Source organism: Ureibacillus thermosphaericus, assembly GCF_002370195.2.
GTDB lineage: Bacteria > Bacillota > Bacilli > Bacillales_A > Planococcaceae > Ureibacillus > Ureibacillus thermosphaericus.
This window is the reverse complement of sequence record NZ_AP018335.1, coordinates 1,670,413-1,696,687: the sequence shown is the minus strand read 5'-3', so window position 1 is coordinate 1,696,687 and position 26,275 is coordinate 1,670,413. Positions and strand designations below refer to the sequence as shown.

At 37.3% G+C, this 26,275-nt stretch carries 27 protein-coding genes and 1 pseudogene; 2 read left to right on the top strand and 26 right to left on the bottom strand.

All coding sequences use genetic code 11. The annotated features are described in order from the left end of the window. Nucleotides 1-11 precede the first annotated feature (11 nt). From sucC to UtA1_RS08115, 4 genes are all read right to left on the bottom strand, one after another. Entirely contained in the window at nt 12-1,172 is a 1,161-nt protein-coding gene (gene sucC / locus UtA1_RS08130; RefSeq protein ID WP_016837429.1) for an ADP-forming succinate--CoA ligase subunit beta, read from the bottom strand. A gap of 175 nt (nt 1,173-1,347) precedes the next feature. After that, nucleotides 1,348-1,623: an EscU/YscU/HrcU family type III secretion system export apparatus switch protein gene (locus UtA1_RS08125; protein ID WP_096550650.1), complete on the bottom strand. Its 276-nt coding sequence runs from the start codon at nt 1,621-1,623 to the stop codon at nt 1,348-1,350. Beyond that, nucleotides 1,620-3,476 (bottom strand): hypothetical protein, encoded by a 1,857-nt coding sequence (locus UtA1_RS08120; RefSeq protein WP_096550649.1) that lies wholly within the window; start codon nt 3,474-3,476, stop codon nt 1,620-1,622. Before UtA1_RS08120 ends, UtA1_RS08125 begins: the two co-directional genes overlap by 4 nt. Next, on the bottom strand, nt 3,473-4,252 hold the full coding sequence (locus tag UtA1_RS08115) for a ribonuclease HII (RefSeq protein WP_096550648.1): 780 nt from the start codon (nt 4,250-4,252) through the stop codon (nt 3,473-3,475). The genes UtA1_RS08120 and UtA1_RS08115 overlap by 4 nt, the downstream gene beginning before the upstream one ends. A gap of 148 nt (nt 4,253-4,400) precedes the next feature. Between UtA1_RS08115 and UtA1_RS08110 the strand changes: the two genes are divergently transcribed. Beyond that, complete coding sequence (locus UtA1_RS08110) at nt 4,401-4,886, top strand: PCYCGC motif-containing (lipo)protein (RefSeq protein ID WP_096550647.1); 486 nt, start codon at nt 4,401-4,403, stop codon at nt 4,884-4,886. A gap of 52 nt (nt 4,887-4,938) precedes the next feature. Here the strand turns inward: UtA1_RS08110 and ylqF are convergent, their stop codons facing one another. From ylqF to sdaAB, 20 genes are all read right to left on the bottom strand, one after another. Continuing rightward, complete coding sequence (gene ylqF / locus UtA1_RS08105) at nt 4,939-5,814, bottom strand: ribosome biogenesis GTPase YlqF (protein WP_096550646.1); 876 nt, start codon at nt 5,812-5,814, stop codon at nt 4,939-4,941. Nucleotides 5,815-5,868: 54 nt separating this feature from the next. Continuing rightward, complete coding sequence (gene lepB / locus UtA1_RS08100) at nt 5,869-6,432, bottom strand: signal peptidase I (RefSeq protein ID WP_016837437.1); 564 nt, start codon at nt 6,430-6,432, stop codon at nt 5,869-5,871. 107 nt (nt 6,433-6,539) lie between these two features. After that, the gene (gene rplS / locus UtA1_RS08095; protein ID WP_016837438.1) at nt 6,540-6,884 is read right to left on the bottom strand and encodes a 50S ribosomal protein L19; all 345 of its coding nucleotides are present in this window, start codon (nt 6,882-6,884) and stop codon (nt 6,540-6,542) included. A gap of 194 nt (nt 6,885-7,078) precedes the next feature. After that, on the bottom strand, nt 7,079-7,816 hold the full coding sequence (trmD, locus tag UtA1_RS08090) for a tRNA (guanosine(37)-N1)-methyltransferase TrmD (protein ID WP_016837439.1): 738 nt from the start codon (nt 7,814-7,816) through the stop codon (nt 7,079-7,081). Continuing rightward, a complete protein-coding gene (gene rimM, locus UtA1_RS08085; protein ID WP_096550645.1) occupies nt 7,813-8,334 on the bottom strand; it encodes a ribosome maturation factor RimM in 522 nt (173 codons plus the stop codon). Before rimM ends, trmD begins: the two co-directional genes overlap by 4 nt. A 141-nt stretch (nt 8,335-8,475) precedes the next feature. After that, complete coding sequence (locus UtA1_RS08080; RefSeq protein ID WP_016837441.1) at nt 8,476-8,706, bottom strand: KH domain-containing protein; 231 nt, start codon at nt 8,704-8,706, stop codon at nt 8,476-8,478. A gap of 23 nt (nt 8,707-8,729) precedes the next feature. After that, the gene (gene rpsP / locus UtA1_RS08075; RefSeq protein WP_016837442.1) at nt 8,730-9,008 is read right to left on the bottom strand and encodes a 30S ribosomal protein S16; all 279 of its coding nucleotides are present in this window, start codon (nt 9,006-9,008) and stop codon (nt 8,730-8,732) included. A gap of 102 nt (nt 9,009-9,110) precedes the next feature. Further along, entirely contained in the window at nt 9,111-10,472 is a 1,362-nt protein-coding gene (ffh, locus tag UtA1_RS08070) for a signal recognition particle protein (RefSeq protein ID WP_096550644.1), read from the bottom strand. Between the two features lie 12 nt (nt 10,473-10,484). After that, nucleotides 10,485-10,817 carry a putative DNA-binding protein gene (locus tag UtA1_RS08065; RefSeq protein ID WP_016837444.1) on the bottom strand — a complete coding sequence of 111 codons (333 nt, stop codon included), beginning with the start codon at nt 10,815-10,817 and terminating at the stop codon, nt 10,485-10,487. 178 nt (nt 10,818-10,995) lie between these two features. Beyond that, nucleotides 10,996-12,237 carry a signal recognition particle-docking protein FtsY gene (ftsY, locus tag UtA1_RS08060; protein WP_096550643.1) on the bottom strand — a complete coding sequence of 414 codons (1,242 nt, stop codon included), beginning with the start codon at nt 12,235-12,237 and terminating at the stop codon, nt 10,996-10,998. A gap of 1 nt (nt 12,238) precedes the next feature. Next, on the bottom strand, nt 12,239-15,811 hold the full coding sequence (gene smc, locus UtA1_RS08055; protein ID WP_096550642.1) for a chromosome segregation protein SMC: 3,573 nt from the start codon (nt 15,809-15,811) through the stop codon (nt 12,239-12,241). Nucleotide 15,812: 1 nt separating this feature from the next. Beyond that, complete coding sequence (rnc, locus tag UtA1_RS08050) at nt 15,813-16,574, bottom strand: ribonuclease III (RefSeq protein ID WP_096550641.1); 762 nt, start codon at nt 16,572-16,574, stop codon at nt 15,813-15,815. Nucleotides 16,575-16,793: 219 nt separating this feature from the next. After that, a complete protein-coding gene (locus UtA1_RS08045) occupies nt 16,794-17,030 on the bottom strand; it encodes an acyl carrier protein (RefSeq protein ID WP_096550640.1) in 237 nt (78 codons plus the stop codon). 111 nt (nt 17,031-17,141) lie between these two features. Then, on the bottom strand, nt 17,142-17,888 hold the full coding sequence (gene fabG / locus UtA1_RS08040; RefSeq protein WP_016837449.1) for a 3-oxoacyl-[acyl-carrier-protein] reductase: 747 nt from the start codon (nt 17,886-17,888) through the stop codon (nt 17,142-17,144). A gap of 4 nt (nt 17,889-17,892) precedes the next feature. Then, nucleotides 17,893-18,831, bottom strand: a complete 939-nt coding sequence (gene fabD / locus UtA1_RS08035; protein WP_016837450.1) for an ACP S-malonyltransferase — start codon at nt 18,829-18,831, stop codon at nt 17,893-17,895. A 12-nt stretch (nt 18,832-18,843) separates the two neighbouring features. After that, nucleotides 18,844-19,842, bottom strand: coding sequence for a phosphate acyltransferase PlsX (plsX, locus tag UtA1_RS08030; RefSeq protein WP_016837451.1), 999 nt, complete (start codon nt 19,840-19,842; stop codon nt 18,844-18,846). Next, nucleotides 19,839-20,417: a transcription factor FapR gene (gene fapR, locus UtA1_RS08025; protein ID WP_026018997.1), complete on the bottom strand. Its 579-nt coding sequence runs from the start codon at nt 20,415-20,417 to the stop codon at nt 19,839-19,841. The genes plsX and fapR overlap by 4 nt, the downstream gene beginning before the upstream one ends. 199 nt (nt 20,418-20,616) lie before the next feature. Next, entirely contained in the window at nt 20,617-22,665 is a 2,049-nt protein-coding gene (gene recG, locus UtA1_RS08020; protein ID WP_408647338.1) for an ATP-dependent DNA helicase RecG, read from the bottom strand. 7 nt (nt 22,666-22,672) lie between these two features. Continuing rightward, nucleotides 22,673-23,551 carry an L-serine ammonia-lyase, iron-sulfur-dependent, subunit alpha gene (gene sdaAA, locus UtA1_RS08015; RefSeq protein WP_096550639.1) on the bottom strand — a complete coding sequence of 293 codons (879 nt, stop codon included), beginning with the start codon at nt 23,549-23,551 and terminating at the stop codon, nt 22,673-22,675. 13 nt (nt 23,552-23,564) lie between these two features. Continuing rightward, complete coding sequence (gene sdaAB, locus UtA1_RS08010; protein ID WP_016837455.1) at nt 23,565-24,227, bottom strand: L-serine ammonia-lyase, iron-sulfur-dependent subunit beta; 663 nt, start codon at nt 24,225-24,227, stop codon at nt 23,565-23,567. A gap of 204 nt (nt 24,228-24,431) precedes the next feature. Between sdaAB and UtA1_RS17640 the strand changes: the two are divergent. Then, a pseudogene (locus UtA1_RS17640) lies at nt 24,432-24,822 on the top strand (IS5/IS1182 family transposase); the annotation flags it as partial. 108 nt (nt 24,823-24,930) lie between these two features. Here the strand turns inward: UtA1_RS17640 and UtA1_RS08005 are convergent. Both UtA1_RS08005 and UtA1_RS08000 read right to left on the bottom strand, forming a co-directional pair. Then, nucleotides 24,931-26,016, bottom strand: coding sequence for a GerAB/ArcD/ProY family transporter (locus tag UtA1_RS08005; protein ID WP_096550638.1), 1,086 nt, complete (start codon nt 26,014-26,016; stop codon nt 24,931-24,933). Between the two features lie 32 nt (nt 26,017-26,048). Continuing rightward, nucleotides 26,049-26,270: a hypothetical protein gene (locus UtA1_RS08000; RefSeq protein WP_096550637.1), complete on the bottom strand. Its 222-nt coding sequence runs from the start codon at nt 26,268-26,270 to the stop codon at nt 26,049-26,051. Nucleotides 26,271-26,275 lie beyond the last annotated feature (5 nt).

Here is a 26,275-nt window from a genome sequence, read left to right as displayed (position 1 = left end):
CCCAGCCTTTCTTACCTTACGAGTTCTATAATTTTTTGTGCACCTTCAGCCATTGAAGTCGTTCCGATAATATTTAATCCAGATTTATTTAGTATTTCTTTACCAAGAGCAGAGTTTGTTCCTTCTAAACGAACAACTAACGGAACATTTAAACCAATTTGTTTCGCTGCTGCTACTACACCTTCAGCGATGACATCACATTTCATAATGCCCCCGAAAATATTTACAAAAATACCTTTTACGTTCGGATCAGAAAGAATAATTTTAAACGCTTCTGTTACTTTTTCCGTATTTGCACCACCACCAACGTCTAAGAAGTTGGCTGGAGAGCCTCCATAATAGCTGATTGTATCCATTGTTGCCATCGCAAGACCTGCACCATTAACAAGACATCCGATATTTCCGTCTAATGATACATAGTTTAAATCGTACTTTGATGCTTGAATTTCTTTTGGATCTTCTTCATCAAAGTCACGTAATTCAACGATATCAGGATGGCGATAAAGAGCATTTGCATCAAAGTTAAATTTCGCATCTAACGCCATAATTTTATCGTCTTCTGTTAGCACAAGTGGATTGATTTCAAGAATAGAAGCATCTTTTTCCACAAAAGCAGTGTATAATCCAATCATGAGTTTAGCAGCTTGATTTACTAACTTTGGTGGAATTTCCATATTAAATGCTAATCTTCTTGCTTGGAATGGTAATAATCCTGTTATCGGATCAATTACTTCTTTAAAGATTTTTTCAGGTGATTTTTCTGCTACTTCTTCAATCTCCATTCCACCTTCTGCTGAACCCATAACAGTAATGCGCGAAGTGGATCTATCCAAAATAAAACTGATATAGTACTCTTTTTTAATTTCGCAACCTTCTTCAATATAAAGGCGTTTTACTTCCTTACCTTGTGGACCTGTTTGTTGCGTAACTAAAATTTTTCCTAATAAATCCTTCGCATATGCACGAACTTCATCCAAATTTTTGGCTACTTTTACCCCGCCGGCTTTCCCACGTCCACCAGCATGGATTTGAGCCTTCACCACTGTGATATTTGATCCAAGTTCTTTTGCAACTTTAACTGCTTCATCCGGTGAAAAAGCAACTTTTCCGTTTGGAACTGCTACACCATAATTCCTAAGAATTTCCTTACCTTGATATTCATGGATATTCATTTGCCATCCTCCAATTCACCAATTTGGGAAATAGTTTGTTACCAATACTATTTTAATCAAACAGTAACCTATTGTCTATGTTCGCATTTTTTTCGTATTTTTCTTAATTTTCGACACATTTTTCTACTTCGCGTAAAATAAGCATTTTTGCTTTTACAATACTACAATAGTCATGTTAAGAATGTGAAGAAACTTTTCGATCTAATCGATAAATAAAAGCAAATACTTCTGCCACTGCTTCATATAAGTCTTGTGGTATCGACTCGTTTAAATCGAGTTGTCCCAGCAATTCTACTAGGCTGGGATCTTCATATATAGGTACATCGAATTCTTGCGCTTTTTGCAGGATATTTTCTGCAATTTTCCCTTTACCTTTCGCAATCACTTTCGGACTATTTTCTTCAGGATTATACATAAGGGCAACTGCTTCTTTTCTTTTTTCCGAATTCATACGCGAATATCCACTCCCCTTTGTACTGCCCCTCTGTCATTCAATTTTTCAATATTTTTCTCAAGATTTTTTTGCAAAGTTTTTTTATAAGGTTTAATCAATACACCGGATAAATGATAGTTTTTTTCTTCAAGGCCCACTTTTAAAGCTTTTTTTAACGGCTCAGCTAGTACATCTAACCCTTCCAGTTCATTGTACACATAAATTGAAACAATTCGGTTCTGCACCTGCATATCAATCACCGTTTCTTTTAATGCTTCCAAATTTAGATAAAATAAAATCCGAGCATAGTTGGAATCAATTTTTCCATCTTTTTTCATTCTTCCATTCCATTGAATGGTCGCATCTACGTGCTTTCCTAAAAATTGCAATGGAAGTTGCATAATGATTTGATGTTGATGACCTGTTTCTCCAGAAAGCAGTTGCATTCCATTTAATCGGGCTAACACCATCTCAGCACTATTCTTCAATTCTGTAGATGCCTTCTCATCTTGAATAAGGGACAATAATTGGGGCTTTATAGATTGGATGAGGTTTGTAACATCTTCTCCTTTGTTCAGTGCAGCTTCATAACTTAAACCAAGCCTTATTAATATTTGTTGAATCGCTTTTTGTATCCCTTGACTGTTCAACGATGACTCCAAAATTGCTTGAGATTCCGCCATCATAACTTGTGTAGATGGTTCTTTAGATGCTTGAAAAGCTTTTGCCATTTGAATAAATTCCATGTCGCTCTTTATAGTCATTTCCTGTTTTAGTAGTGACAATAAATGCTCCTTCGGCGAAACTCCATCTTCGTTTAAAAATAATCGATTTACTGTTTGTTCTGAAAAGGCTTTTAACAATTGGACATGGAGTTGTTTAGCCAATTGTTCAACATGATTAGTGTTTTCGAAGGATTTGAGCAATTCATGAATGGTATTTTTCTGTTGTTCTGTAAGCGTCACTTCCCCTTTAATCCAATGGGTAATCTGTTGAATTGTTTGAGCAATTGAAACAGTTGAACTTGATTGCAACTGTCTGACAAAGAATCCTGCTGTTTCATTGCGAGAAGAGAGCGTTGCGGTGTTCAACCAATTATTAAGTGTTGCATCTTTTGGTAAAATATTTGCTTCTTTTAAAATATTTAACGCTTCAAGTTGCTTTGTTTCTTGTCCATCACTTTGTAGAAGAATTTGCACAGAGCGTGCAATCATCATTCCCGCTGTTTCTGCTTCGAAAGGTTTGGCAATGGACTGCAACGCATTTAGTAAATTTTCTTTTATTTGAGGTGAAATTAAGTGATTTTGTTGCAATAATTGGGTAAGTTGTTCAAGGTTATTGGAAATGCCACTTGTTTTCGAACCGAGTAGTAGCGCCTTAAATGTTACTTCCGAAAAAGGAATTTTCAATTCCATCATCTTTTGCAATGTTTGTAACGCTTCTTGCTTTGTTACTCCGTCAGGTAAATTTTTCAACCATATGTCCGATTGCAATATTTGTTCCTTAACAATAGGAAGCTGATGTTTGATGAAATGCGTCAACAGTTGCTGCATTTCAGGAGACTTCGGCAAATGCAATGTTTCAATCAATTGTTGCACATTTACAAATTCCTTCGTCATTGGCCCTGTAACCACTTTTAACTCCGTCTGGGGGGAAGTGCTCATCACTTGGAAATAATGCGAATCTCCCGCTTTTAAAGGCGTTTCCAGTTTTGCTATGAGACGATGCTCGCCAATTTGGATTTCCGCCATTTGATTTGGATATAATTGTTTAATCTTTCCATGGAATACTTGTCCTTGTTTCAACACAAGAGGATTTATTTGTGCGGACACTTGTTGTTGTTGAATCGGTTGAAAGGAAGGAATTGTCATATCATCACCTTCTTCTCCAGCATTGTTTTAATTGGTTCAAATGATTTGCGATGATGAATGGTTGGCCCAAATTGTTCAATTGCTTCTAAATGTTGCTTTGTGCCATAACCAGCATGCTGATCAAATCCGTATTGAGGATATTCTTTATGTAACTTTTCCATATATAAATCCCGTTCGTGTTTAGCTAATATCGATGCCGCTCCAATCGCAAGACTTTTCGCATCGCCTTTTATTATATTTTTTTGAGGTATATCAATCGGGACTGTAACTGCATCTACAATGCAAAAATCTGGGCGTATTTTTAAACTTTCAACACACATTTTCATCGATTGTTTTGTTGCTTCTAAAATATTCATCTCATCAATGATTTCCGCGCTCTGAAAATGTATTGAATAATCAAGAGCATGCTTTTTAATTAACTCAGCAAATTCTGCGCGTTTCTTTTTGGATAGTTGTTTTGAATCATTGACTCCAACAAGTTCTGGACAATCCTTTGGTAAAATGACTGCGCAAGTGACAACTGGTCCAGCTAGAGGACCTCTTCCTGCCTCATCTATTCCAGCTAAATAGGCATCTTCAAAGGGAAGAAAACTTGCATCAAATGCTTGCTTTTGACGAAATTGTTCAAGCATTTTCTCCTGATTTTGTAATCTCTTTTTAAACTGTAAAAAAGCTTTTTGTACTCCCGCTCTTTCGTCATTTTCAAGTTCCTTCATCCATGGCTCATATGTATTCGCACTTTTTAATGCTTCTGTTATTTCCTTAATTGTTTTCATACTTGCTTTCTCCTAATATTTTTATTTTATATCGGCTTAAATAGATTTCTTATAAGATTGACTAGAGTGATTCCATGATTCCACTCATGCTGTACTTTATCATAAATTCATTCTATAATGAGGGGGAATATACTGTGGAGGAAAAGAAATGAAAAAAATATACATATTGCTCTCTCTTCTTTTTATACTGAGCGCTTGCAAAGGCGAAACAACTCAACAAGAAGTTCACAGTGATACAAGCCATATTCAGCACAATCCATTGTCGGGAGATTTACAAGAACTAACCTCTATTAATGAATTGCCTTCTTTTTTACAAGAAAAACATGAAAACATAACGACTGTATACAAAATCGCATTCGAACATGCCGATGTGTTGCAATGGATTCCTTGTTATTGCGGTTGTGGAGAGTCAGCTGGCCACCGAAGCAGTTTAAATTGCTTCGTTGCTGAAATTCGCGACGAACAAGTTCTGTGGGATGACCATGGAACTCGCTGTCTCGTATGTATGGAAATTGCAGTTGAATCTGCAAAGCTCTCAAATGATGGAAAATCCATTAAAGAAATTCGAAAATATATTGATGAAAAATATCAAGAGGGCTTTTCGAAACCAACTCCGACTGAAATGCCTGCATAAAATTAAACCATCCATAAAGTTTCTCGATGGGACTTTTGGATGGTTTTTTCATCTAATTGTGAACAAGTTCTTTTTCTAATTCTTCATCAACAAAATCAAAAGTTAATTTCCCTAATTCTAAATTGCGAATATCGCGTACAATCAATTCTGATACTTTATCATAGTCAATTGTACCACCAGGACCTAATACATTGCGCAATTTTCCGATATGGTCATAAGTCTTTACGATATCTTCATCTACTGAACTAATACCATAGCGTTCATTCATTCTCTCAGGATAATGGGTAGATAAAAAATTCAACGCATAAGTTGCTAAATCTTCCATATTGATGATTGTATCTTTAATTGCTCCCGTTAAAGCCAGCTTTAAACCTACCTCTTTATCTTCAAATTTTGGCCATAAAATTCCTGGCGTATCTAATAATTCTAATTCTTTTCCAACTTTAACCCATTGCTGGGCCTTCGTGACCCCCGGAGTATTACCAGTCTTGGCTATGTTTTTTTTGGCTAGACGATTGATTAAAGTTGATTTTCCTACGTTCGGAATCCCTACAATCATCGCTCGAATGGCGCGGGGTTTCATCCCTTTTGCTTTCATGCGAGCCCATTTTTCTGCTAATATTTGTTGAGCAGCTTTTGTGACCTGGTTTAATCCTTTCCCTTCAAAGGAGTTGATGGCAATTGCCGTTAATCCTTTATTTGAAAAATATTCAACCCATTTTTTCGTCTCTGTTTCATCAGCCATGTCTGCTTTATTTAATAATATCAATCGAGGTTTTTGGTTAATGACTTCATCAATCATTGGATTTCTTGAAGATAATGGCAATCGGGCATCAACTAATTCAAAGACAATATCAACAAGTTTTAAATGTTCTTGAACTTGTCGTTTTGCTTTTGCCATATGCCCAGGAAACCATTGAATTGTCATTGTTATTCCTCCTTCAGTCAAAAAAGAAAAGGAGTGTTCATCTACTCCTCTTTTTTATTTCACAATTTTTATTTCACTTAAAGGCCAAAAGACTACGCTTGTACTGCCAATGATTTCATCTTCACTGACGACTCCGATGTGGCGGCTATCCTTGCTGAATCGTCGGTTATCCCCCATTACAAATACATAACCTTCCGGAATTACGTCAAGGCTTGGATCAATATCTTGGAGGGTAAAATCTTGCGTTAATTGACCTTCTGAGAGTTGTGATTTATATTCATCTAAATATGGTTCATCGATGGGTTCACCGTTAATATACAACTGGTCATCTTTATATTCAATATGTTCACCAGGCAATCCAATAACTCTTTTGATATAGTCTTTGCCTTCTGGTGCATGGAATACAACAATGTCAAACCGCTTTGGTTCACCTAATCGATATCCGATTTTATTGACGATCATCTTGTCGCCATCTTTTAGCGTTGGCATCATCGATTCTCCATCTACCACAATAGGAGTAAATAAAAAGTAACGAATAACTACAGCAATGAGGAGAGCAATGATTAACGCTTTTGTCCATTCCCAAATCTCGTTTTTTTCTTTTTTTACTTTTTCCACGAGAGCATTCCCCCAAATCTACTATCTACATTTTATTTCATTCTTATTCTTTATGACAAGCAAAAGAAAGGAGGCTTTTTAAAACAAAGCCCCCTTTAGTAGAATGATTATCGAATTTCTTTAATACGTGCTGCTTTACCACGTAAATTACGTAAGTAGTAAAGTTTTGCACGGCGCACTTTACCTCGACGAACAACTTCTAATTTTGCAATTTTTGGTGTGTGAACAGGGAAAGTACGTTCAACCCCTACACCGTAAGAAATTTTACGCACTGTAAATGTTTCGCTAATTCCACCACCGCGACGTTTAATTACTACGCCTTCGAATACTTGGATACGTTCACGGTTACCTTCTTGAATACGAACGTGTACGCGAACTGTATCACCAGGGCGGAATTCAGGAAGATCTGTGCGAAGTTGTTCTTTTGTAATTTCTGCAATAATATTTGACATGTTTATTCTCTCCTTATACCGAATGTTCATATAGTCTTATTCACTACAGCGGAACACCGTAATTAAAGCTTCTCATAGAAGCACAGATTGAATATTATCATACTTTAAATCAACGTGCAAGGAAAATTCTAAACACGAATTAATAATCAACTAAAAGGGACTGTTTATTCATATTGATTATTTTTATAAAATATTCATGATTTTTCATTTTTTCTTTTTAAAGTTTCAAGATATTCCAGTTGTTTTGGTGTTAGTTCAATATTTTTCAATAAGTCAGGTCTTCGCTCAAAAGTGCGCTTGATTGATTGTTCCATACGCCATTCTTCAATTTTTTGATGATTTCCTGACAATAGCACATCTGGAACTTTCATTCCTCTAAATTCTTGGGGTCTTGTGTAATGCGGGTGTTCTAACAGCCCTGTAGAAAATGAATCATGAATATGTGAAGCTTCTTGTCCCAATACTCCAGGAATTAAGCGAACAACCGAATCAATAATCGCCATTGCCGGTATTTCTCCACCAGTCAATACAAAATCCCCAATGGATATTTCATCGGTTACAAGATGCTCTCGAATACGTTCATCATATCCTTCGTAATGTCCGCAAATAAAAACAAGTTCCTCTTCTTCCGCCAATTCTTCCGCTTTCGACTGAGTGAAACGTTCTCCTTGTGGACACATGAGAATAACGCGAGGATTTCGGCCTTCAGTAATCGATTCAACCGCATGAAACACTGGCTCAGGCTTCAACACCATGCCAGCTCCCCCACCATAAGGATAATCGTCTACCTGTTTATGTTTGTTGTCGCTGTAATCACGAATATTGGTTACTTGAATATCAACGATTCCTTTTTCTTGGGCTTTTTTTAAGATGGATGAACCGAACACACCATCAAACATTTCAGGAAATAAGGTAAGCACATGTATTTTCATGATAATAATCCTTCCATCACATGAATGGTAATTCGTTTATTGTCAACATCAATATCTTTAACTACATCTTCAATATAAGGGATATAATGTTTTTTCCCTTTTCCGTCTTTTAATTCCCAAACATCGTTAGCGCCAGTTTCTAAAATATTTGTGATTTCCCCTAAGTGTTCTCCTTCTTCTGAATAAACTTGGCAGCCAATGATTTCAAAATAATAATATTCGTTTTCGCCTAATTCGTCTTCTTTTAATTGGTCTTTTGAAATTTTTAATACACTGTTTTTAAATGGTTCTACTTGATTGATGTTATAATATCCTTCAAATGTTAACAAAATAAAGTTTTTATGTCTCCGGGCATTTTCTACTGTCACCCAGATTGGTTCTGCATTATCACTTTTAAAAATAGCAAGTTGCGATCCTTTTTTGAAACGAATATCTTCAAAATCTGTGGAAGAAATGACGCGCACCTCTCCACGAATGCCGTGTGTATTGACAATGCGACCCACATTTAACCATTCCATCAAACGACACCTCTTTACATTGAAAGTTTTCTAATTAACTGGCTTTTCTCCAACTAGTTCATCATGGTACACGATATAGTTTGATTAACCTAGGAAGATTTTATATGTATAAAAAAGGGGCTAAAGTAGCCCCTTTTTGCATTAGTCCAATATATCGACGTAAGTTTTTTTCTTTTGGTGACCGCTAGCTGAATAAACAATAGTACGAATCGCCTTCGCAACACGACCTTGTTTACCAATCACTTTTCCTCGATCCTCTGGATTGACAAAAAGTTTATAAACAATGCGACTAGCATTTTCATCTTTTTCAACGCGAACGTCTTCGGGATAATCAACTAGTGGTTTGACAATTGTTTCAATCAGCTTTTGCATGCGGACACCTCCAAAGTTTTTTATTAAGCGTTTTTATTGAATTTTAAATTGTGGAATTTTTCCATAATTCCTTGTTGTGAGAACAAGTTACGTACTGTATCAGATGGTTTCGCACCATTTGCTAACCATTTAAGAGCTTTCTCTTCATCGATATTGATTGTTGCTGGAACAGTTAGAGGATTGTAAGTACCAACTGTTTCAATTGAACGTCCGTCACGTGGAGAACGAGAATCAGCAACTACGATACGATAGAAAGGAGATTTTTTAGCTCCCATACGTTTTAAACGAATTTTTACTGCCATGTTTATTGCACCTCCGAATTAGTTTCACACAAGATAGAATAATATCAGTGTTTGATTTGTTTGTAAAGTGTTTTTTCTTAACAGTTCATTTTTTCTTTTATATTAAAATTTAAATAATGAATCGAATCCAGGAAGTTTCATTTTCTTCTTGCCTTTTCCCTGTGTCATGCTCGTCATTTGCTTCATCATTTTTTTCATATCTTCAAATTGTTTTAATAATCGGTTGACCTCCTGAATGGATGTACCAGAACCGTTTGCGATTCTCTTTTTACGGCTAGCATTGATGATTTCTGGACGCTCTCTTTCTTCAGGCGTCATGGAATAAATAATAGCCTCCAGGCGATCGATTTGTTTTTCGTCGATTTGAATATTATTTAAACCTTTTATTTTATTGGCACCTGGAAGCATTTTTAATAAGTCTTCCAACGGTCCCATTTTTCGGACAGCTTTAATTTGTTCTACAAAATCATCGAAAGTAAAGCTTTGCGTTTTAAACTTATCTTCCAATTCTTTCGCTTTTTCTAAATCCACATTTGCCTGTGCTTTTTCAATTAGCGATAGGACGTCGCCCATCCCTAGTATACGAGAAGCCATACGTTCTGGATGGAAAGGCTCTAAAGCGTCCATCTTCTCACCCATACCAACAAATTTTATTGGCTTTTCTGTCACAGCACGAATCGATAACGCAGCACCACCGCGTGTATCTCCATCTAATTTTGTTAAGATGACGCCTGAGATGCCAATTGCATCGTTGAAACTTTGAGCAACATTAACTGCATCTTGTCCGGTCATGGCATCAACAACTAAAAATACTTCGTCTGGTTCTTTAATGGCCCGAATATTTTTTAATTCGTCCATCAGTTCTTCATCGATATGTAATCGACCAGCTGTATCGATAATGACCACGTCATAATGTTCTTTTTTTGCATGTTCGATTGCTTCTTCCGCAATTTTCACAGGAGAAACATCCGCACCAAGAGAAAACACAGGAATCGAAAGTTGTTTTCCTAATGTTTCTAATTGTTTAATAGCTGCTGGACGATATATATCGGCAGCAACTAAAAGCGGTTTACGGTTGTATTTCTTCCTTAAAACATTTGCAAGTTTTCCGGAAGTCGTAGTTTTACCAGCACCTTGCAAACCTACCATCATAATGACTGTTGGAGGCTTTGTATTAAATTTAATTTGACTCTGTTCTCCACCCATCAACTCAGTCAATTCATCTTTTACAATCTTAATGACTTGTTGACCAGGTGTTAAACTTTTCATAACTTCAACGCCGACTGCTCTTTCACTTACTTTTTTTACAAAGTCTTTTACAACTTTTAAATTTACGTCGGCTTCAATCAATGCAAGGCGCACTTCCCGCATCATTTGTTTTACATCTGCTTCAGTAACTTTTCCCTTGCCTTTAATTTTTTGGATTGTGCTTTGGAGTCGTTCTGATAATCCTTCAAATGCCAAACTTTTCGCCTCCTAATCCGTTTCTTTTAATTGATCTATTAACTTTAATTGTTCTTCAATAGAGGCATTGCCTTTGATTGCAGCGGCTAGCTTTTCAATCGTTTGCTGACGCTTTTGAAACTTTTCAAATAACTTTAGTTTTTCTTCATATTCTTCAAGCATTGCTTCAGTGCGACGGATATTATCGTATACAGCTTGTCGAGAAACTTTGTAGCTTTCTGCAATTTCACCTAAGGAAAGATCATCTAAATAATATAGCTCCATATATGCCCGCTGTTTATCCGTTAACAAAGCTTGATAAAAATCGAAGAGAAAATTCATCCGCGTCGTTTTTTCAAGTAACATCGAATGTCTCTCCATTCATATTTTTTCTACTGTATCATATCGGTTTTACTTATAAGTGTCAAGTAAATTCCCTTTAACACTGATAATATACACGAATCGGAAATGTTATTGCTAGCGCCATTAAGTATTTGAGCCTGGCCAAAAATTTTTGGTCAGGCTCCTTTTCAAATATCTCTTCTTATTGTTCAGCTTTTTTCAATTCTTGGTCTAATGAATCAGCAAATAATCCGTATACATATCGTTCCGCATCAAATGGTTGTAGGTCATCAATTTTTTCACCTAAACCAACGAATTTAACCGGAATATTTAATTTGTTACGAATTGCTAAGACAATACCACCTTTTGCTGTACCATCCAATTTTGTTAATACAATCCCCGTCACATTTGTCGCTTCTTTAAATGTTTGAGCTTGAATTAACGCATTTTGACCCGTTGTCGCATCTAACGCAAGCAACACTTCATGTGGGGCGTTTGGAATTTCACGAGAAATAACGCGATGCACTTTTTCTAGTTCCTTCATTAAGTTCACTTTATTTTGCAAACGGCCAGCTGTGTCACAAATCAACACATCAACACCGCGCTTTTTCGCAGCATTTATAGCATCATAAATTACCGCAGCGGGATCTGAGCCTTCTGATTGTTTAATTACTTCGCAGCCAACTCGATCGCCCCAAACTTGAAGCTGTTCTATGGCACCAGCACGGAACGTATCACCAGCAGCAAGCATCACTTTTTTTCCTTGATTTTTCAAACGATGAGCAAGTTTACCAATTGTCGTTGTTTTCCCTACACCATTTACACCCACAAATAAAATAACTGTTAGCTCACCATTTGGTTGCAAATTAAGCTCAGAAATGCCTTCCTCGCCCTTTTCATAAATTTCCACTAATTTTTCACAAATAATTTCATAAATGCCATCTGTATCTTTTATATTTTTTCGTTGTACTTCAAAGCGGAGTTCGTCCATTAATTCCATAACTGTTTCAAAACCTACATCCGCTTGCAATAATATTTCTTCTAATTCTTCAAAGAATTCTTCGTCTACCTTGCGATAACGTGCAATTAAATCGTTCACTTTAGAAGTAAACGTATCACGGGTTTTTGCAAGACCTATTTTAAATTTTTGAGTGATCGACCATGCGGAAGGCTTCTTCTCCTCTTCCTTTTCATCCTCTTGTTGAACCGTTTCAACGTCGTCACCAAGAGTTTCTTCCGCTTTTTCGCTGTCATCGGAAAAAGTTTCTTCAGTTTCTATCGTTTCATTTTTTTCTTCAATTACTTCTTTTGATGTTTCTTCCACATCATCAGCTTCATTTTGAACATCTTCGCTTTGTTCAGCCGTTTCCTCAACCGTGTCCTGCTGTAATTTTTCTTCTGATTTTCCACTTAATTTTTCCTTCAAACGTTTAAAAAAGCTCATATTATTCGCTCCTTTGTCCAACAAGTACTACTTCATCTTCCAATTTAACCGAAACGAGCTTCGATACACCAGATTCTTGCATCGTAATCCCGTATAATACATCGGCTCCTTCCATCGTTCCTTTTCGATGGGTAATCACAATGAATTGTGTATCTCGGCTTAATTTTTTTAGATAGGTACTATAACGCTCTACATTTGCTTCATCAAGAGCCGCTTCCACTTCGTCTAAAATAACAAACGGTACTGGGCGCGAATTCAGAATGGCAAATAATAGGGCGATTGCAGTTAATGCTCGTTCACCGCCAGAAAGTAAGCTTAAGCTTTGCAATTTTTTCCCTGGAGGTTGAGCTACTATTTCTATTCCTGTTTCTAGTAAATTGTTCGAATCTAATAAAATTAAATCTGCATGGCCGCCGCCGAAAAGTTCACGGAAAACTTCGCGGAATTGTAGTTGAATTTTCTCAAAAGACTCTTTAAAACGAGTCGCCATTTCTTCATCCATTTCTCTAATTGTTTCGTTAAGCGTTTGTTGCGCTTCAATTAAGTCATTTCGTTGTTCCGTTAAAAATGTATAGCGTTCTAACACCCGCTCATACTCTTCAATAGCAGTTAAATTAACCGGCCCTAATTCTTCAATAGACTGTTTTAACAATTTTACTTTCTTGCGAATCTGCTCTACATCGTCCAGTTCAACAGCTTCATTTTTCGCTTCATCAAAATCAATTTCATACTCTTCTTCTAATAGATTAGTTAATCGATTAATTTCAAATTCGATACGGCTTTTCTTTACATCGATTGAACGTAATTGTTCTAAAAAACCTTTATGAATTCTTTGCAATTCCTTGAACTGTTCGTCCAATTGATAGAGCTGTTGTTGGTATTCAATTCGCAATTGACGATTTTCTTGAATTGTGAACGAATATTGATCACGCTTTTCAGCCCACTCAGAAATCGCTTGTTCAATTTCTTCATCGGTCAAATGATTGTCTCGCTCATTTTGAATCCATTCAATTTCTCGTGAAATGGATTCCATTTGTTGAAGAACTTTCGAACGCTTCAAAGCGATATCCGCCGTTTGAATTTGAAGTTGATTTAATTGTTCTTGCAATACCGCAAGTTCTGAGCGTTTTTCAGCTGACTGTTCACGAAGCAAGTCTTTTTCCGTTTCGCTTTGAATTTTTGCTTTGGATAATTGCTCAACTTTGTCGTTTACTTTTTGCAATTCTTTATTCAGTTCAGCTAGTCGTTCTTCTGTTTGGCTTTTTTGTTTAAGTAACGCCTCTCTTCTTGAAGATGCGGACGATTTTTCAGAAGTTGCGAGATTTACAGTATTTTTTAAGTTTTTCTCTTCCAATTCTAATTCAACATATTTCGAATGCAACTCCATTTCCTCTTGGCGGTATTGTTCGCTTTGCACCTTTAACAATTCCACTTGTTCACGTAAGGTTGTTAACGTTTCCTTTTCTGTTGCCAGCGTTTTTTCCGCTTGATAAATGGATTGCTCAATTTGGGATAAATTTTTCTTTAACTGTTCTAACTCCGCTTTTCTAGTAAATAAAGAGTTTTGTTGTTTGACGGAACCGCCTGTTAATGAACCGCCAGCATTTACGATATCTCCATCTAATGTAACAACACGATATTTATAGCCACATAACCTCGCGATTTGACTTGCTCCTTCTAAGTTTTCAGCAACAAGAACATTTCCTAATAAGTATTCCACAATATTCCGGTTATGTTCATCAAATTCTACTAATTCATGAGCAAGTTGAATATAAGCTGGATGGTTCATTGCTTCTTGAATTTGTGTAGTAGATAGTTTTCGAGATTTCATGACGTTTTTTGGCAAGAAAGTAGCTCGTCCAGCTTTTTTTGCTTTTAACCAGCCAATCGCTTTTTGCGCATCTTGCTCTGTATTTGTGACAATGTGTTGGGTTGCTGCTCCTAAAGCGGTTTCAATGGCTTTAGAATACTTACCTTCCACTTTTAACAGCTCTAGAACGGCTCCTTCAATTCCTTTTAATTCTCCCCGTTCTCTTGCTAGTAAAATTTCCTTCACACCAAAAGTGAAACCAGAAAAGTCTGATTCTAGTTCCTCAATCGCTTCTTTTCTAGACTTCAATTGTTGTTGATGTTGATATGCTTGATACAGCATTCGTTGTTTTTCTTCAAATGAGGAAGTGGCAGCGTTTAGTTGACGTTGTAATTGTTCATATTGCTCCAACACGTCACTAACTTTATTTCGTATATATTCGAGCTTTTGTGCGAGTTCATTTTTCATGTTGGAAACTTGTTTTAATTTTTTTAACATCTCTTCAGAGCGGTCGTTCATACGCTCTTCTGTTTCTTCATATTGGGTTAATTGCTGCTCAATATGTTTTAACTCATTCTTTGCAGTTGCTTCTTCGTTCAATAAATCAATATATAAATTTTTATATTCTTCGATTTGTTGTTCAATTTGAGAAACAGAACTATTTAACGAAACATCCAATTGTTTAATTTCAGCTTTTAGCTGTTGAATTTCATTTTTTTTCAAATCAAACAATTTTTTATTTTCTTCCTCAGTTTTCGCTAGTTCCATTTCTTCTTCTTTTGCTTCTTTTAAGGCAAGTTGCAATTGTTGAAACTGCTTTTCTGCATTGGAGCGTTTTTCCTGCATTAACGCTTTTCGTCCTTCCCAACGCTCCACTTCAGCACTCGCTTCAACTAGTCGTTCTTGCGCAGCATCAATCATCTCATCAATATTATGGATTTTTGTGCGGAGTTCGTCCATTTTTGTTTGGTAATTTGCAATTTCTGATGCTTGATGTTGCTCTTGTTGTTCCAGTTGTTCGTGCTCTTCCTTGACAATGAGTAGTTCTTGATGGTGCTTTTCTAAATCATGAACGATTAGGGACATATCCAATTCTTTCAATTCTTCTGTCATGTGAAGGTAGTCTTTTGCTGCAGAACTCTGGATTTTTAATGGCTCTAAACGGCTATCCAATTCATGTAAAATGTCTAACACTCGATGTAAGTTGTCATCGGTTTCTAATAATTTTTGCTCTGCCTTTTTTTTGCGCAGTTTATATTTTAATATTCCAGCTGCTTCTTCAAATATTGTTCGGCGATCATCCGGTTTACTATTTAAAATTTCATCAACTCGGCCTTGAGAGATAATAGAAAAGGCTTCTTTCCCTAATCCTGAATCCATGAACAAATCCGTAATATCTTTCAGGCGACATTGCTGATTATTCAATAGATATTCGCTTTCACCCGAACGATATACTCGTCGAGTTACGCTAATTTCAGAATAGGGAATACCCACTTCTTCATCTTCATTGTTTAAAATCAATGTAACTTCAGCAAAGTTCAAAGGTTTTCGAGATGCGCTTCCAGCAAATATAACATCTTCCATTTTCGAACCGCGCAAGCTTTTTGCCGACTGTTCCCCTAAGACCCAACGAATCGCATCGGTTACATTGCTCTTTCCACTACCATTAGGGCCTACAACCGCAGTTACCCCTGGAACAAAATCGATACCGATGCGATCCGCGAATGATTTAAAACCTACTACTTCAAGTCGCTTAAGGAACATATTATTCCTCCTTATGCAAGGACTGATTAAGCGCAACCATTGCATTTTGTGCAGCTTGCTGTTCAGCCTCTTTTTTCGATTTTCCGCGTCCAATTCCAAGTTCTTTGTCGTTTAGCAGTACGCGGGAAACGAATGTCCGATTGTGGGCAGGCCCTCTTTCATCAATAATTTCGTAATGTAATACTCCAGTATTTGATTGCTGCACCAATTCTTGCAATTGGCTTTTAAAATCCATCACATGCGAAAAAGCACCGACTTCAACTTTAGGGAACACGACTCTTTGTAAAAACTGAACAACAGAATCGAAACCTTGATCTAAATAAAGGGCACCAATAAAGGATTCAAATACGTCGGCAAGCAACGCTGGTCTCTCTCTTCCACCAGTCAATTCTTCACCTTTACCTAAAAGTACATATTTTCCGAAATTCAATTCGTTTGCGAATATCACAAGGGATGGCTCACAAACGATGGAAGCTCGAAGCTTCGTCAATTCTCCTTCACTCATATGCGGGTAACGATCAAATAAAAATTTAGATACTGATAGTTCAAGAACTGCATCACCCAAAAATTCTAATCGTTCATTATCTGCAAATAATCTTTTGCGATGCTCATTCACATAGGATGAATGGGTAAAAGCTTGGTAGAGTAAACTCTTGTTATTGAACGTGATATTTAATTCTTCTTGTAATTCTTCAAATTGCTGTTTAATTTTTTCGGGAAACACTCCATTTTTTTGTTGAGTACCTTTTCTTTTTATCGTCATGAACAATCTGCCTTCCTATTCATTTCTCTCGTAAATATATCGTTGTTATTCGAAACAGTAAAGATATAAGGATAAAAGATTTATCCACATATCTTCACATCGAATAAATACATTGTTTTTATTATAACCCAAATTCACTTTTCATTTTTCTTTTCATGAATTTAAGCAATGAAAAGAGGCACCCATCAGCCACGTTGTGCGGGATGTGCCTCTTATAAATTAGTTTAATTTACTTTCGATATACTTGATTGCATCGCCAACAGTAACGATTTTTTCTGCATCTTCATCAGAGATTTCCATATCGAATTCATCTTCAAGTTCCATAACTAATTCTACAACGTCTAATGAATCAGCACCTAAATCTTCACGGAAAGATGCTTGTTCTGTTACTTCGCTTTCGTCAACACCAAGACGGTCAACGATTACTTTTGTTACACGTTCTAATACTGTGCTCATTTAGGTCACCTCCCTTCAATAGTATACATAAAAGTGTTTCCTGTTCAAAGAGTCTTTCATGAAAGGATGGTTAATCAACATTATTTATAGTTAGTAGCCCACAATTTTTGATTACATTGCGATGCCGCCATCCACATGAAGAACTTGTCCAGTAATATATTCAGCATCGTCTGAAGCCAAAAATACAACTGCTTTTGCTACATGTTCTGGCTTACCAAGTTTGGCTAATGGAATTTGTGAAAGCATAGAGTTTTTAATATCTTCCGGAAGAGCGTCTGTCATTTCTGTCGTAATAAATCCTGGAGCTACAGCATTCACTAAAATATTTCGTGATGCCAACTCTCTTGAAGTCGTTTTCGTCAATCCAATAACACCTGCTTTTGCTGCTGTGTAATTGGCTTGTCCAGCGTTCCCCGTCACGCCAACGACTGAAGCAATGTTGATAATGCGACCAGAACGTTGTTTCATCATTTGGCGAGTTACAGCTTTTGTGCATAGGAATACGCCTTTTAAGTTCGTTTGAATAACTTCATCCCATTCTTCTTCCTTCATGCGCATCAATAAATTATCTCGAGTAATGCCTGCATTGTTTACGAGAATATCAATTGAGCCAAATTCATCTAATGCTGTTTTCATTAAGTTTTGTACTGATTCATTATCTGCAACATTAGCTTGAACTGCAATAGCTTTTTTACCAATTTTTAAAATTTCTTCTACCACTTCATCTGCTTTTTCTTTACTGCCGCTGTAGTTCACGACTATATTGGCACCCTCTTTTGCCAGTTCCAATGCAATGGCACGTCCGATTCCTCTTGAAGCTCCCGTTACAACTGCCGTTTTACCATCTAACTTTCCCATGTTTTCACCCCTTCAATTCCTTTACAACTTCTTCAAACGTTGCTATATCATATACACAATATGTTTTTACTGAGCGATCGATTTTTTTGACTAATCCTGATAATACTTTACCTGGTCCACATTCGATAAATGTTGTAACACCACATTCCAACATCTTGCGAACATCACGTTCCCATTGTACAGGGCTATAAACTTGTTCCACCATTTCTTTCTTGATGGATTCCACATCTTCCAATATTCCTGCATGTACATTACTAATAATCGGAATATTTGGTTGTGAAATTTCTACTTGCTCGATTTCCTTTTCTAATTTTATTGCCGCATCTTTCATCAATTCAGAGTGGAATGGTCCACTTACATCAAGTGGGATGGCTCTTTTCGCACCTTTTTCTTTCGCCAATTGAGATGCTTTTTCTACACCTGCTTTTGTACCTGAAATGACAATTTGGCCAGGGCAGTTTAAGTTAGCAAGTTGTACTAAATCACCGTTATTAGTGATTTCAGCACATACTTCTTTTAAAGGCTCTTCATCCATTCCTAAAATCGCAGCCATAGCACCTTGACCAGCTGGCACCGCTTCATTCATGTAAAGACCTCGTTTATGAACGATTTTGACAGCCTCTTCAAAAGATAACGATCCTGCAATAACGAAAGATCCATACTCTCCTAATGAATGTCCTGCTGTATAGTCAGGAGTAATACCAGCTTCCATTAATTTGGATGCAATCATCACTCCTGTTGTAAGCAGCGCAGGTTGAGCATGGTAAGTTAACGTTAGTTCTTCTTGTGGTCCCTCTAACATTAATGTTGATAGTTTAATATTTAAAGCTTGATCCGCTTGATCATAAAAAGCTTTGCTCGCTTCATCATTGGCTACAAACTCTGCACCCATTCCTACTTTTTGAGAGCCTTGTCCTGGAAAAATAAATGCTATTTTTGACATTTGTCGTCTCCTTTACTCATTTTCTTTCTGACTTTCTAGTATTGCTTGCTTCATGACGTTGACGATATCATTTTCAACCATCATAGCAGCTTGGCGTATTGTATTATAAATCGCTCTCGCATCGGATGATCCATGAGCTTTCACGACAGGAGCCTGCAACCCGAAAAGCAATGCTCCGCCATGTTCGGAGTAGTCTAGTTTATTTTTTAATCCTTTTAATTCATTTTTTACGAGTAATGCACCAAGCTTTGTTTTAGTAGAAGCCATGAATACGTCTTTTAACATTTTCATTAATGTTCCTGCTGTACCTTCAATGGACTTTAACACCATATTGCCTGTAAAGCCATCTGTTACAACGACATCTGCAACCCCTTCAAGCAAGTCGCGTGCTTCCACATTACCGACAAAGTTGAAATCTCCTTGCTGCAACATGCCATAAACTGCTTTTGTCAGTTCATTCCCTTTATTTTCTTCAGTTCCAATATTCAACAACCCAATTCGAGGGCGTGCTATTCCTTGAACTTTTTGAGCATAAATATTACCCATCACCGCATATTGAAAAAGATTTTCAGGTTTTGCGTCTGCATTTGCACCTAAATCTAGCATTAAAAACCCTTTACCATCGACTGTTGGGAGGATTGTTGCGAGAGCAGGCCTTGATACCCCTTCTATTCGCCCCACTTTGAATAATCCGCCGGACATATATGCACCTGTATTACCAGCAGAAATACATGCGTCTACTTTCCCTTCACTTACAGCTTCCAACATGCGTGTCATCGATGAATCCTTTTTTCGTCGAACGGAACGGACAGGATCATCTTCTCCAGTAATGACTTCTTCACAGTGAATGATTTCTAGACGGTCATTTTGTATAATGTATTTTTCTAATTCTTCTTTTCTTCCAAATAGTTGTATTTCTATGTTTGTAAAATCTTTTAAAGCTTCGTTGACACCTTCCACAATTTTCTGAGGTGCATGATCTCCGCCCATACCGTCAATTGCAATTTTCATTTTTGTTCACCTTCACCTTTCGTGCGATACATTTCAAATTCGCCTTTGAACACGGTTTCGTTGTTTACCGTCGAAATAACATCGATATACGTTCGATTTTTTTCAGTGTTAGTTTCTCGGACAATCGCTTTCGTTACTACTCGGTCTCCTGCACGAACAGGTTTAATAAATACAACATTTGACCGAACTGTTAATGCAAGTTCATCATTAATCACTGCAACACATAGGGAGTTGGCTTGGGCAAATAAATGATGTCCACGGGCGATTCCATTTCTTTGGAAAACATGTTCTTCTTTTACATCAAAAATGGATATGGCTCTCTTATCTAACTCGATATCAATAATTTCACCGATTACTTCGTTAATAGGTAATGACTTTACTTCATTTTCTAAATTTCTTTCCGCAACATCTTTTATTCGTTCTCTTAGTTCCGGAATTGATAATTCCATCCGATCGAGGCGAATCGTTTGAACGCTCACACCAAATTTTGTAGCAAGTTGTTCATCCGTGACGAATGGATTTTCCTCAATCGTTTCTAAAAGTAATTGTTGCCGTTCTTTTTTCGATTTTTTGATCAACATTCGTCACCTACTTTCTTTCCGTTTTAGCACTTGGTACTAATACCAGTATACATTTCCATAAAAAAGAACGCAACAACGAATTGTTACGTTCAAATATTGAGTTTTTTTCAATGCTGAAAAAGCTATTTCCTTTTGTTCAACAAAACTTCTTTCGAGTTTATGATTTGTTCTCGCCTTCTATTAATTGATATTATCAATCCATTCTTTCTCCGCTTAATGCACCGGATTGTTCCAGCATTTCTCGCAGATGCTTATAGTCATCTTCTCTCCAAAAACGCTCGTCATAGACGAGTTTTACCGCATCATTTCGAGCAACTTCTAACACACGATAATCATGTACTAAATCAGCAATCTTAAAATTTGGCAAACCGCTTTGTTTTTTACCAAAGAAATCTCCTGGACCACGCAATTCTAAATCTTTTTCAGCTAAACGAAAACCATCATTTGTTTCCGTCATGCTCCTCATTCGTTCGATTCCTTCATCGGTTTTCGGATTTGCAAGCAACACGCAATAAGATTGATAGTTTCCTCGCCCAACACGGCCACGTAACTGATGAAGCTGCGCAAGTCCAAAACGATCCGCATCATAAATTAACATAAAACTTGCATTCGGTACGTTCACACCCACTTCCACAACTGTCGTGGATACGAGCACCTGTAATTTTCCTTCTTTAAACTCTCGCATTACTTGATCTTTTTCATCGGGATGAAGCCGACCGTGCATGAGCCCTACTTTGTAGCGTCCGTGGAATATTCTTCTTAACTGTTCATATACCTCTACCGCGTTTTGTACATCTATCTTTTCAGATTCTTCAATAAGTGGACAAATTACATATGCTTGGCGACCTTTTTTTAATTCCATATCCATTTTCACAAGGCTTGCATTCAACTGTTCTTTTTTCATCCAGTGGGTTTCAATTTGTTTTCGTCCTGAAGGCATTTCATCGATGATAGAAACATCCATTTCACCAAATGCCGTAATTGCTAATGTTCGTGGAATCGGTGTTGCAGTCATAAAGAGCACATCAGGATGCATCCCTTTATCACGCAAGATTCGCCTTTGTTCCACTCCAAAGCGATGTTGTTCGTCAGTAATAACAAACCCTAAACGATGAAATGTTACATCAGGTTGAATAAGAGCGTGTGTGCCGATAATGATTTGAATTTCACCCTTCTCCAACTGTTCTAAAATCAATTTTCGTTCCTTCGCTTTTGTAGAACCGGTAAGAAGTGCAATTTTTACCCCCATCGGTTGGTACAATCTTTCAAAGGAAGCAAAATGCTGCTCAGCTAAAATTTCTGTCGGGGCCATTAAAGCACCTTGGAAACCCGCTGTAACGCAAGCATAAAGCGTAATTGCAGCGACAATTGTTTTTCCTGAACCAACATCCCCCTGCAATAGACGATTCATACGATAAGGGGATTTTAAATCTTTGCAAATTTCATTCACGACTCGTTTTTGGGCATTTGTCAATTCAAAAGGAATTTGTTGAATAAATTTCTTAAGTTTTTCTAAATCATACTGAATAACAATTCCTTTTTCATGATCTTTTCTCGACTTACGCAATGCTTGAATGCGCAGTTGAAACATAAGAAGTTCCTCGTAAACAAAACGCCTGCGAGCCTGCTTCAAATGATTAGCATCTTTCGGAAAATGAATGCCCTCTAATGCTTCTTCGATAGATAACAATTGATATTGTTGTCTTATTTTATTTGGCAGCTTTTCAGCCATCTGCCCTTTTGCAAGATCGAGTGCTTGCCGCATAAACTTCCGAAATTTATTTTGATGCAGATTGCCTTTTAAACGATAAACCGGTTCAAAATCTTGGTTAATCTCCTTCGCTCCAAATTTGACTGACGATGCAGTTATCGTTTGCCGTCCTCTATCCCATTTCCCTGAAACAGTAATAATGGTACCTGGAGTTAACCGTTCTTTTAAATAATGTTGATTAAAGAAAACCACTTTAACAATATGCCTACCAGAGAAAACGCTTACTTGAAGTCTTGACTTTTTCCGTCCGGTAAAAAAGACGACAGGCATGCCTTCTACTCTTGCTTCTATTGTTACTTGTTCGTTATGAGGCGTTTCTGCTAAATCCTTTAATCGAAAGTCCTCATACCGATATGGAAAATACATGATTAAATCATGTATATGATAAATCCCTAATTCATTTAATAATTCAGCGGTTTCTGTTCCTACGCCTTTAATATTGGTAACGGGTTCTAATTCGATTTGTCCCAATATATCTTCACGCTCCAAATATTTTTGCAGCAATTGCTTTTCCAGTCGGTGTAGCAGCAAGTCCTCCTCTACCAGTTTCTTTCAAGTTTGGATGCATTGTTTGCCCAATTCTAAACATAGCACCAATTACTTCATCACAAGGAATTCTACTTTCGATTCCAGCAAGCGCCATGTCCGCAGCAACAAGAGCGTTGTTAGCACCGATTGCATTACGTTTTACACAAGGAACTTCCACCAATCCAGCGACCGGGTCACAAACTAGACCTAGCATATTTTTTAACGTAATGGCGAAAGCTTCTGCACTTTGTTTTGGAGTTCCTCCAGCCATTTCTACAATGGCAGCAGCGGCCATTCCTGCGGCTGAACCTACCTCCGCTTGGCAACCTCCAGCTGCACCAGAAATGCTTGCGTTATTTGCTACTACAAACCCGAAAGCACCTGCAGTAAATAAATAACGAATCATTTGTTCACGAGTAGGATTAAGCTTATTCTTTACAGCAAAAAGAGTGCCAGGCACTACTCCGGCGGAACCAGCAGTAGGTGTTGCACAAATGATTCCCATAGCTGCATTCACTTCATTTGTTGCCATCGCCTTACTTACCGCATCTAACATCAATTCCCCTGATAGAGTGTTTCCTTTTTCAATGTACTTTTGCAATAAAACACTATCACCACCAGTCAAACCAGTGACTGATTTTACACCTTTTAATCCTCGTTCAACTGCTTGTTCCATCACAGTTAAATTTTTATCCATCTGCTCAATAATTTCTTCTCTAGAGCGATTCGTCATTAATATTTCTTGTTCAATCATCACTTCAGAAATGCTTTTATTTTCATTTTCACAAAGCTCAATTAATTCTCTGACATTTCGAAATAGTAAATCCATAGCATCTCCTCTTTTAAGTATTGATTTTCGAAACTTTCGTAATATTAGGGATTAAAGAAATTTGAGTTAGTATTTTTTCATCTACATTTTGGTCAACTTCAATAACCATTAATGCTGTAGAACCGCGGTCGATTCGAGACACTTCCATATGCCCGATATTCACATCATGCATGGCTAAAATGTTGGCTACATTGGCAATGCACCCTGCTCGGTCATTGTGAACGACTAAAATAGTAGGCATCCCGCCAGTTAAACGCAATTTAAATCCATTTACTTCACTAATTTCAATTTTTCCACCGCCAATCGAAATCGCTTCAATCGACAATTCCGATTCTTCATCACCCAATACTATTCTTGCTGTATTAGGATGTTCTTTGTTTGCTGTTTCTGGAATAAATTCAAATTGTAAATTTTCTTCTTTTGCATGCTTAAAGGAATCAATAATTCTAGTATCGAAAGTGTCAAAATTTAATAATCCACCTACAATGGCAACATCTGTCCCATGACCGCGGTAAGTTTCCGCAAAAGAACCATATAAATGGATTTTTGCCCACGTTGGTTTTTTTCCAAATAAATCCCTTGCCACTTTCCCTATCCGAACAGCTCCTGCTGTATGAGAGGAAGAAGGTCCTACCATGATGGGACCGATAATATCAAAAACAGAGGTAAATTTCATAACATCACCTATTTGTTAAGTTTGAATTAAGTGTAACATGAACTGTTATTTTGTATCAAAACAATAATTTTTATTTTTCTCTGCCACTAATTAGAAGTTCTATATATAAATAAAAAAACGTCCCTAAAAGAAGCGTTCACTTAGGGATGAAGAAAAACTTAAATGAACAGCTTCAAGCGGGGCAGAAAAAAAGACCAGTAAACTGACGATACGGTTGCCATAGATGCAACTCATATCGAAGCTCGAGATCAAGCGCCTATAAAGCAAGAAAATGAACAGCCAAAACCCAAAAAAACGTGGGCGAAAAACCAAAGCCGAACGTGAAGCTTGGCTGAAACAAAAACAAGAAGAAGAGGAACAAAAATCAATCTTTGAGAAAGAAATCGCCGCCTAATTTCATGAGCCGTTCCATGTTTTACGAGATCACATGCCCCTTGACCCGCAGTGGGGAGTCAAGAAAAATAGCGATGGAAAACATGTCTTTTGGTATATAGGTATAAAGGTTACCTTGACGTAGGGACACAGAGTCAATATATCCTTGGAGCCAAACTCTTCCCGGAACTTGAATGACAGTAAAGCCACCATTCCACTCCTAACAAGGGTATGGAGGTGCATGTCAAATCTTGGATAAGGCTATACGGCTTGTTCAACATTTTGAAGATACCGATGTACAAACACAACTCCTCAAACAACAGGAGATTGTTCAGTTATGCAATCTGTTTACTATCGAGACAATGCATAATAGGAGTGTTGGGATGATTACGAACATGGTTATCATGGCAAGAGTAACAGGACCAGCTATCGCTTCTGTTAGCACCTGGTAATTAGGAGCCACCCATTGGCTGAACAATAGAAGCAACAAGCCAAGCGGGTACACGATTGGCTGATAATTGGAAAGTTTCATCCATTGTGATGCGACAAGAACCGTAACATAATAAAATACACATATTTTAACAAATGCACCCAATACCCATATAATCATATACAGCGATTCCAGATGATTTATAAAATTTGAGATATTTATATATCTCGCTAATATAAGAAAAGGATACGAAAAATAGCCTGTTAATTCTCCGAGCAGCAGTAAGGTAGCCAGATTGGAAACAGAAAGCGTTACCATGATCGCTAGCAAACTTCTTGAGAGGTTCTTTTTCGCATTATGATGATCTGCTACAAAAGGGAGAAGAAATGATGCGATGATCATTTCACTAAACCAGGTTTGCAGCACAAAAGCTCCCTCTATCGAGGGTCTAATTCCCTCTCCCAATATAGGGAACAAGTTTGACCATTGCAAATCAGCAATGATCGGTATGATATTGAACAGGAAAAGTGTGATGAAAATTGGGAGAAACAGCTCGGCAAACCTTCCTACGATTTCTAAACCTCCTCGAACTGCCATAGCGCACACTAATACCATGAGTCCCGAAATGACGACAATTGGGGTCGTATGTAGAAATGTACTCACTACAAATTCGCTGTATTCTCTTACGATAACACCATTAACATACAAAATAAAAAGCAAATAGATGCCGCTAATTATCTTGCCGGGAATTCGTCTTCCAATTCGTTCCATAATCTGAATGATATTTTCGGATGGGTACATGCGATAAAACCGCAAAACAATAAAAAGGGTGATAAAACCGCTAATTGCCCATATTGGTGACAGCCACATATCCTGTTTAGCATATTTGAACGTTATGGAAGGTGTGGTGAGAAGCGAAGTGGGAATAATCGCCATATACAATATTTTTCCCAATTGGGAAGCTGAAATTCTCCCTTTTTCAATCATTTTTTCTCTGCCTACCTTTCAGTGATCCTAGATTACAATATGTTTGTAATCGGCCGACATACCGCATCTATTAACTGCGTAGGACCTGGCACATCAGGAAAGAGCAATAGTAAATAAGCAAGGATTACTCCTGAAATGACCAGTACAATGAAAGCAGTTTTTTCACGCTTCATCTGACGGCTCATCTTCTGCCATTCGATGATGACCATCAGGATCACGATTACTACGATCATAAAACCTGCAATCCATTTCATATGCG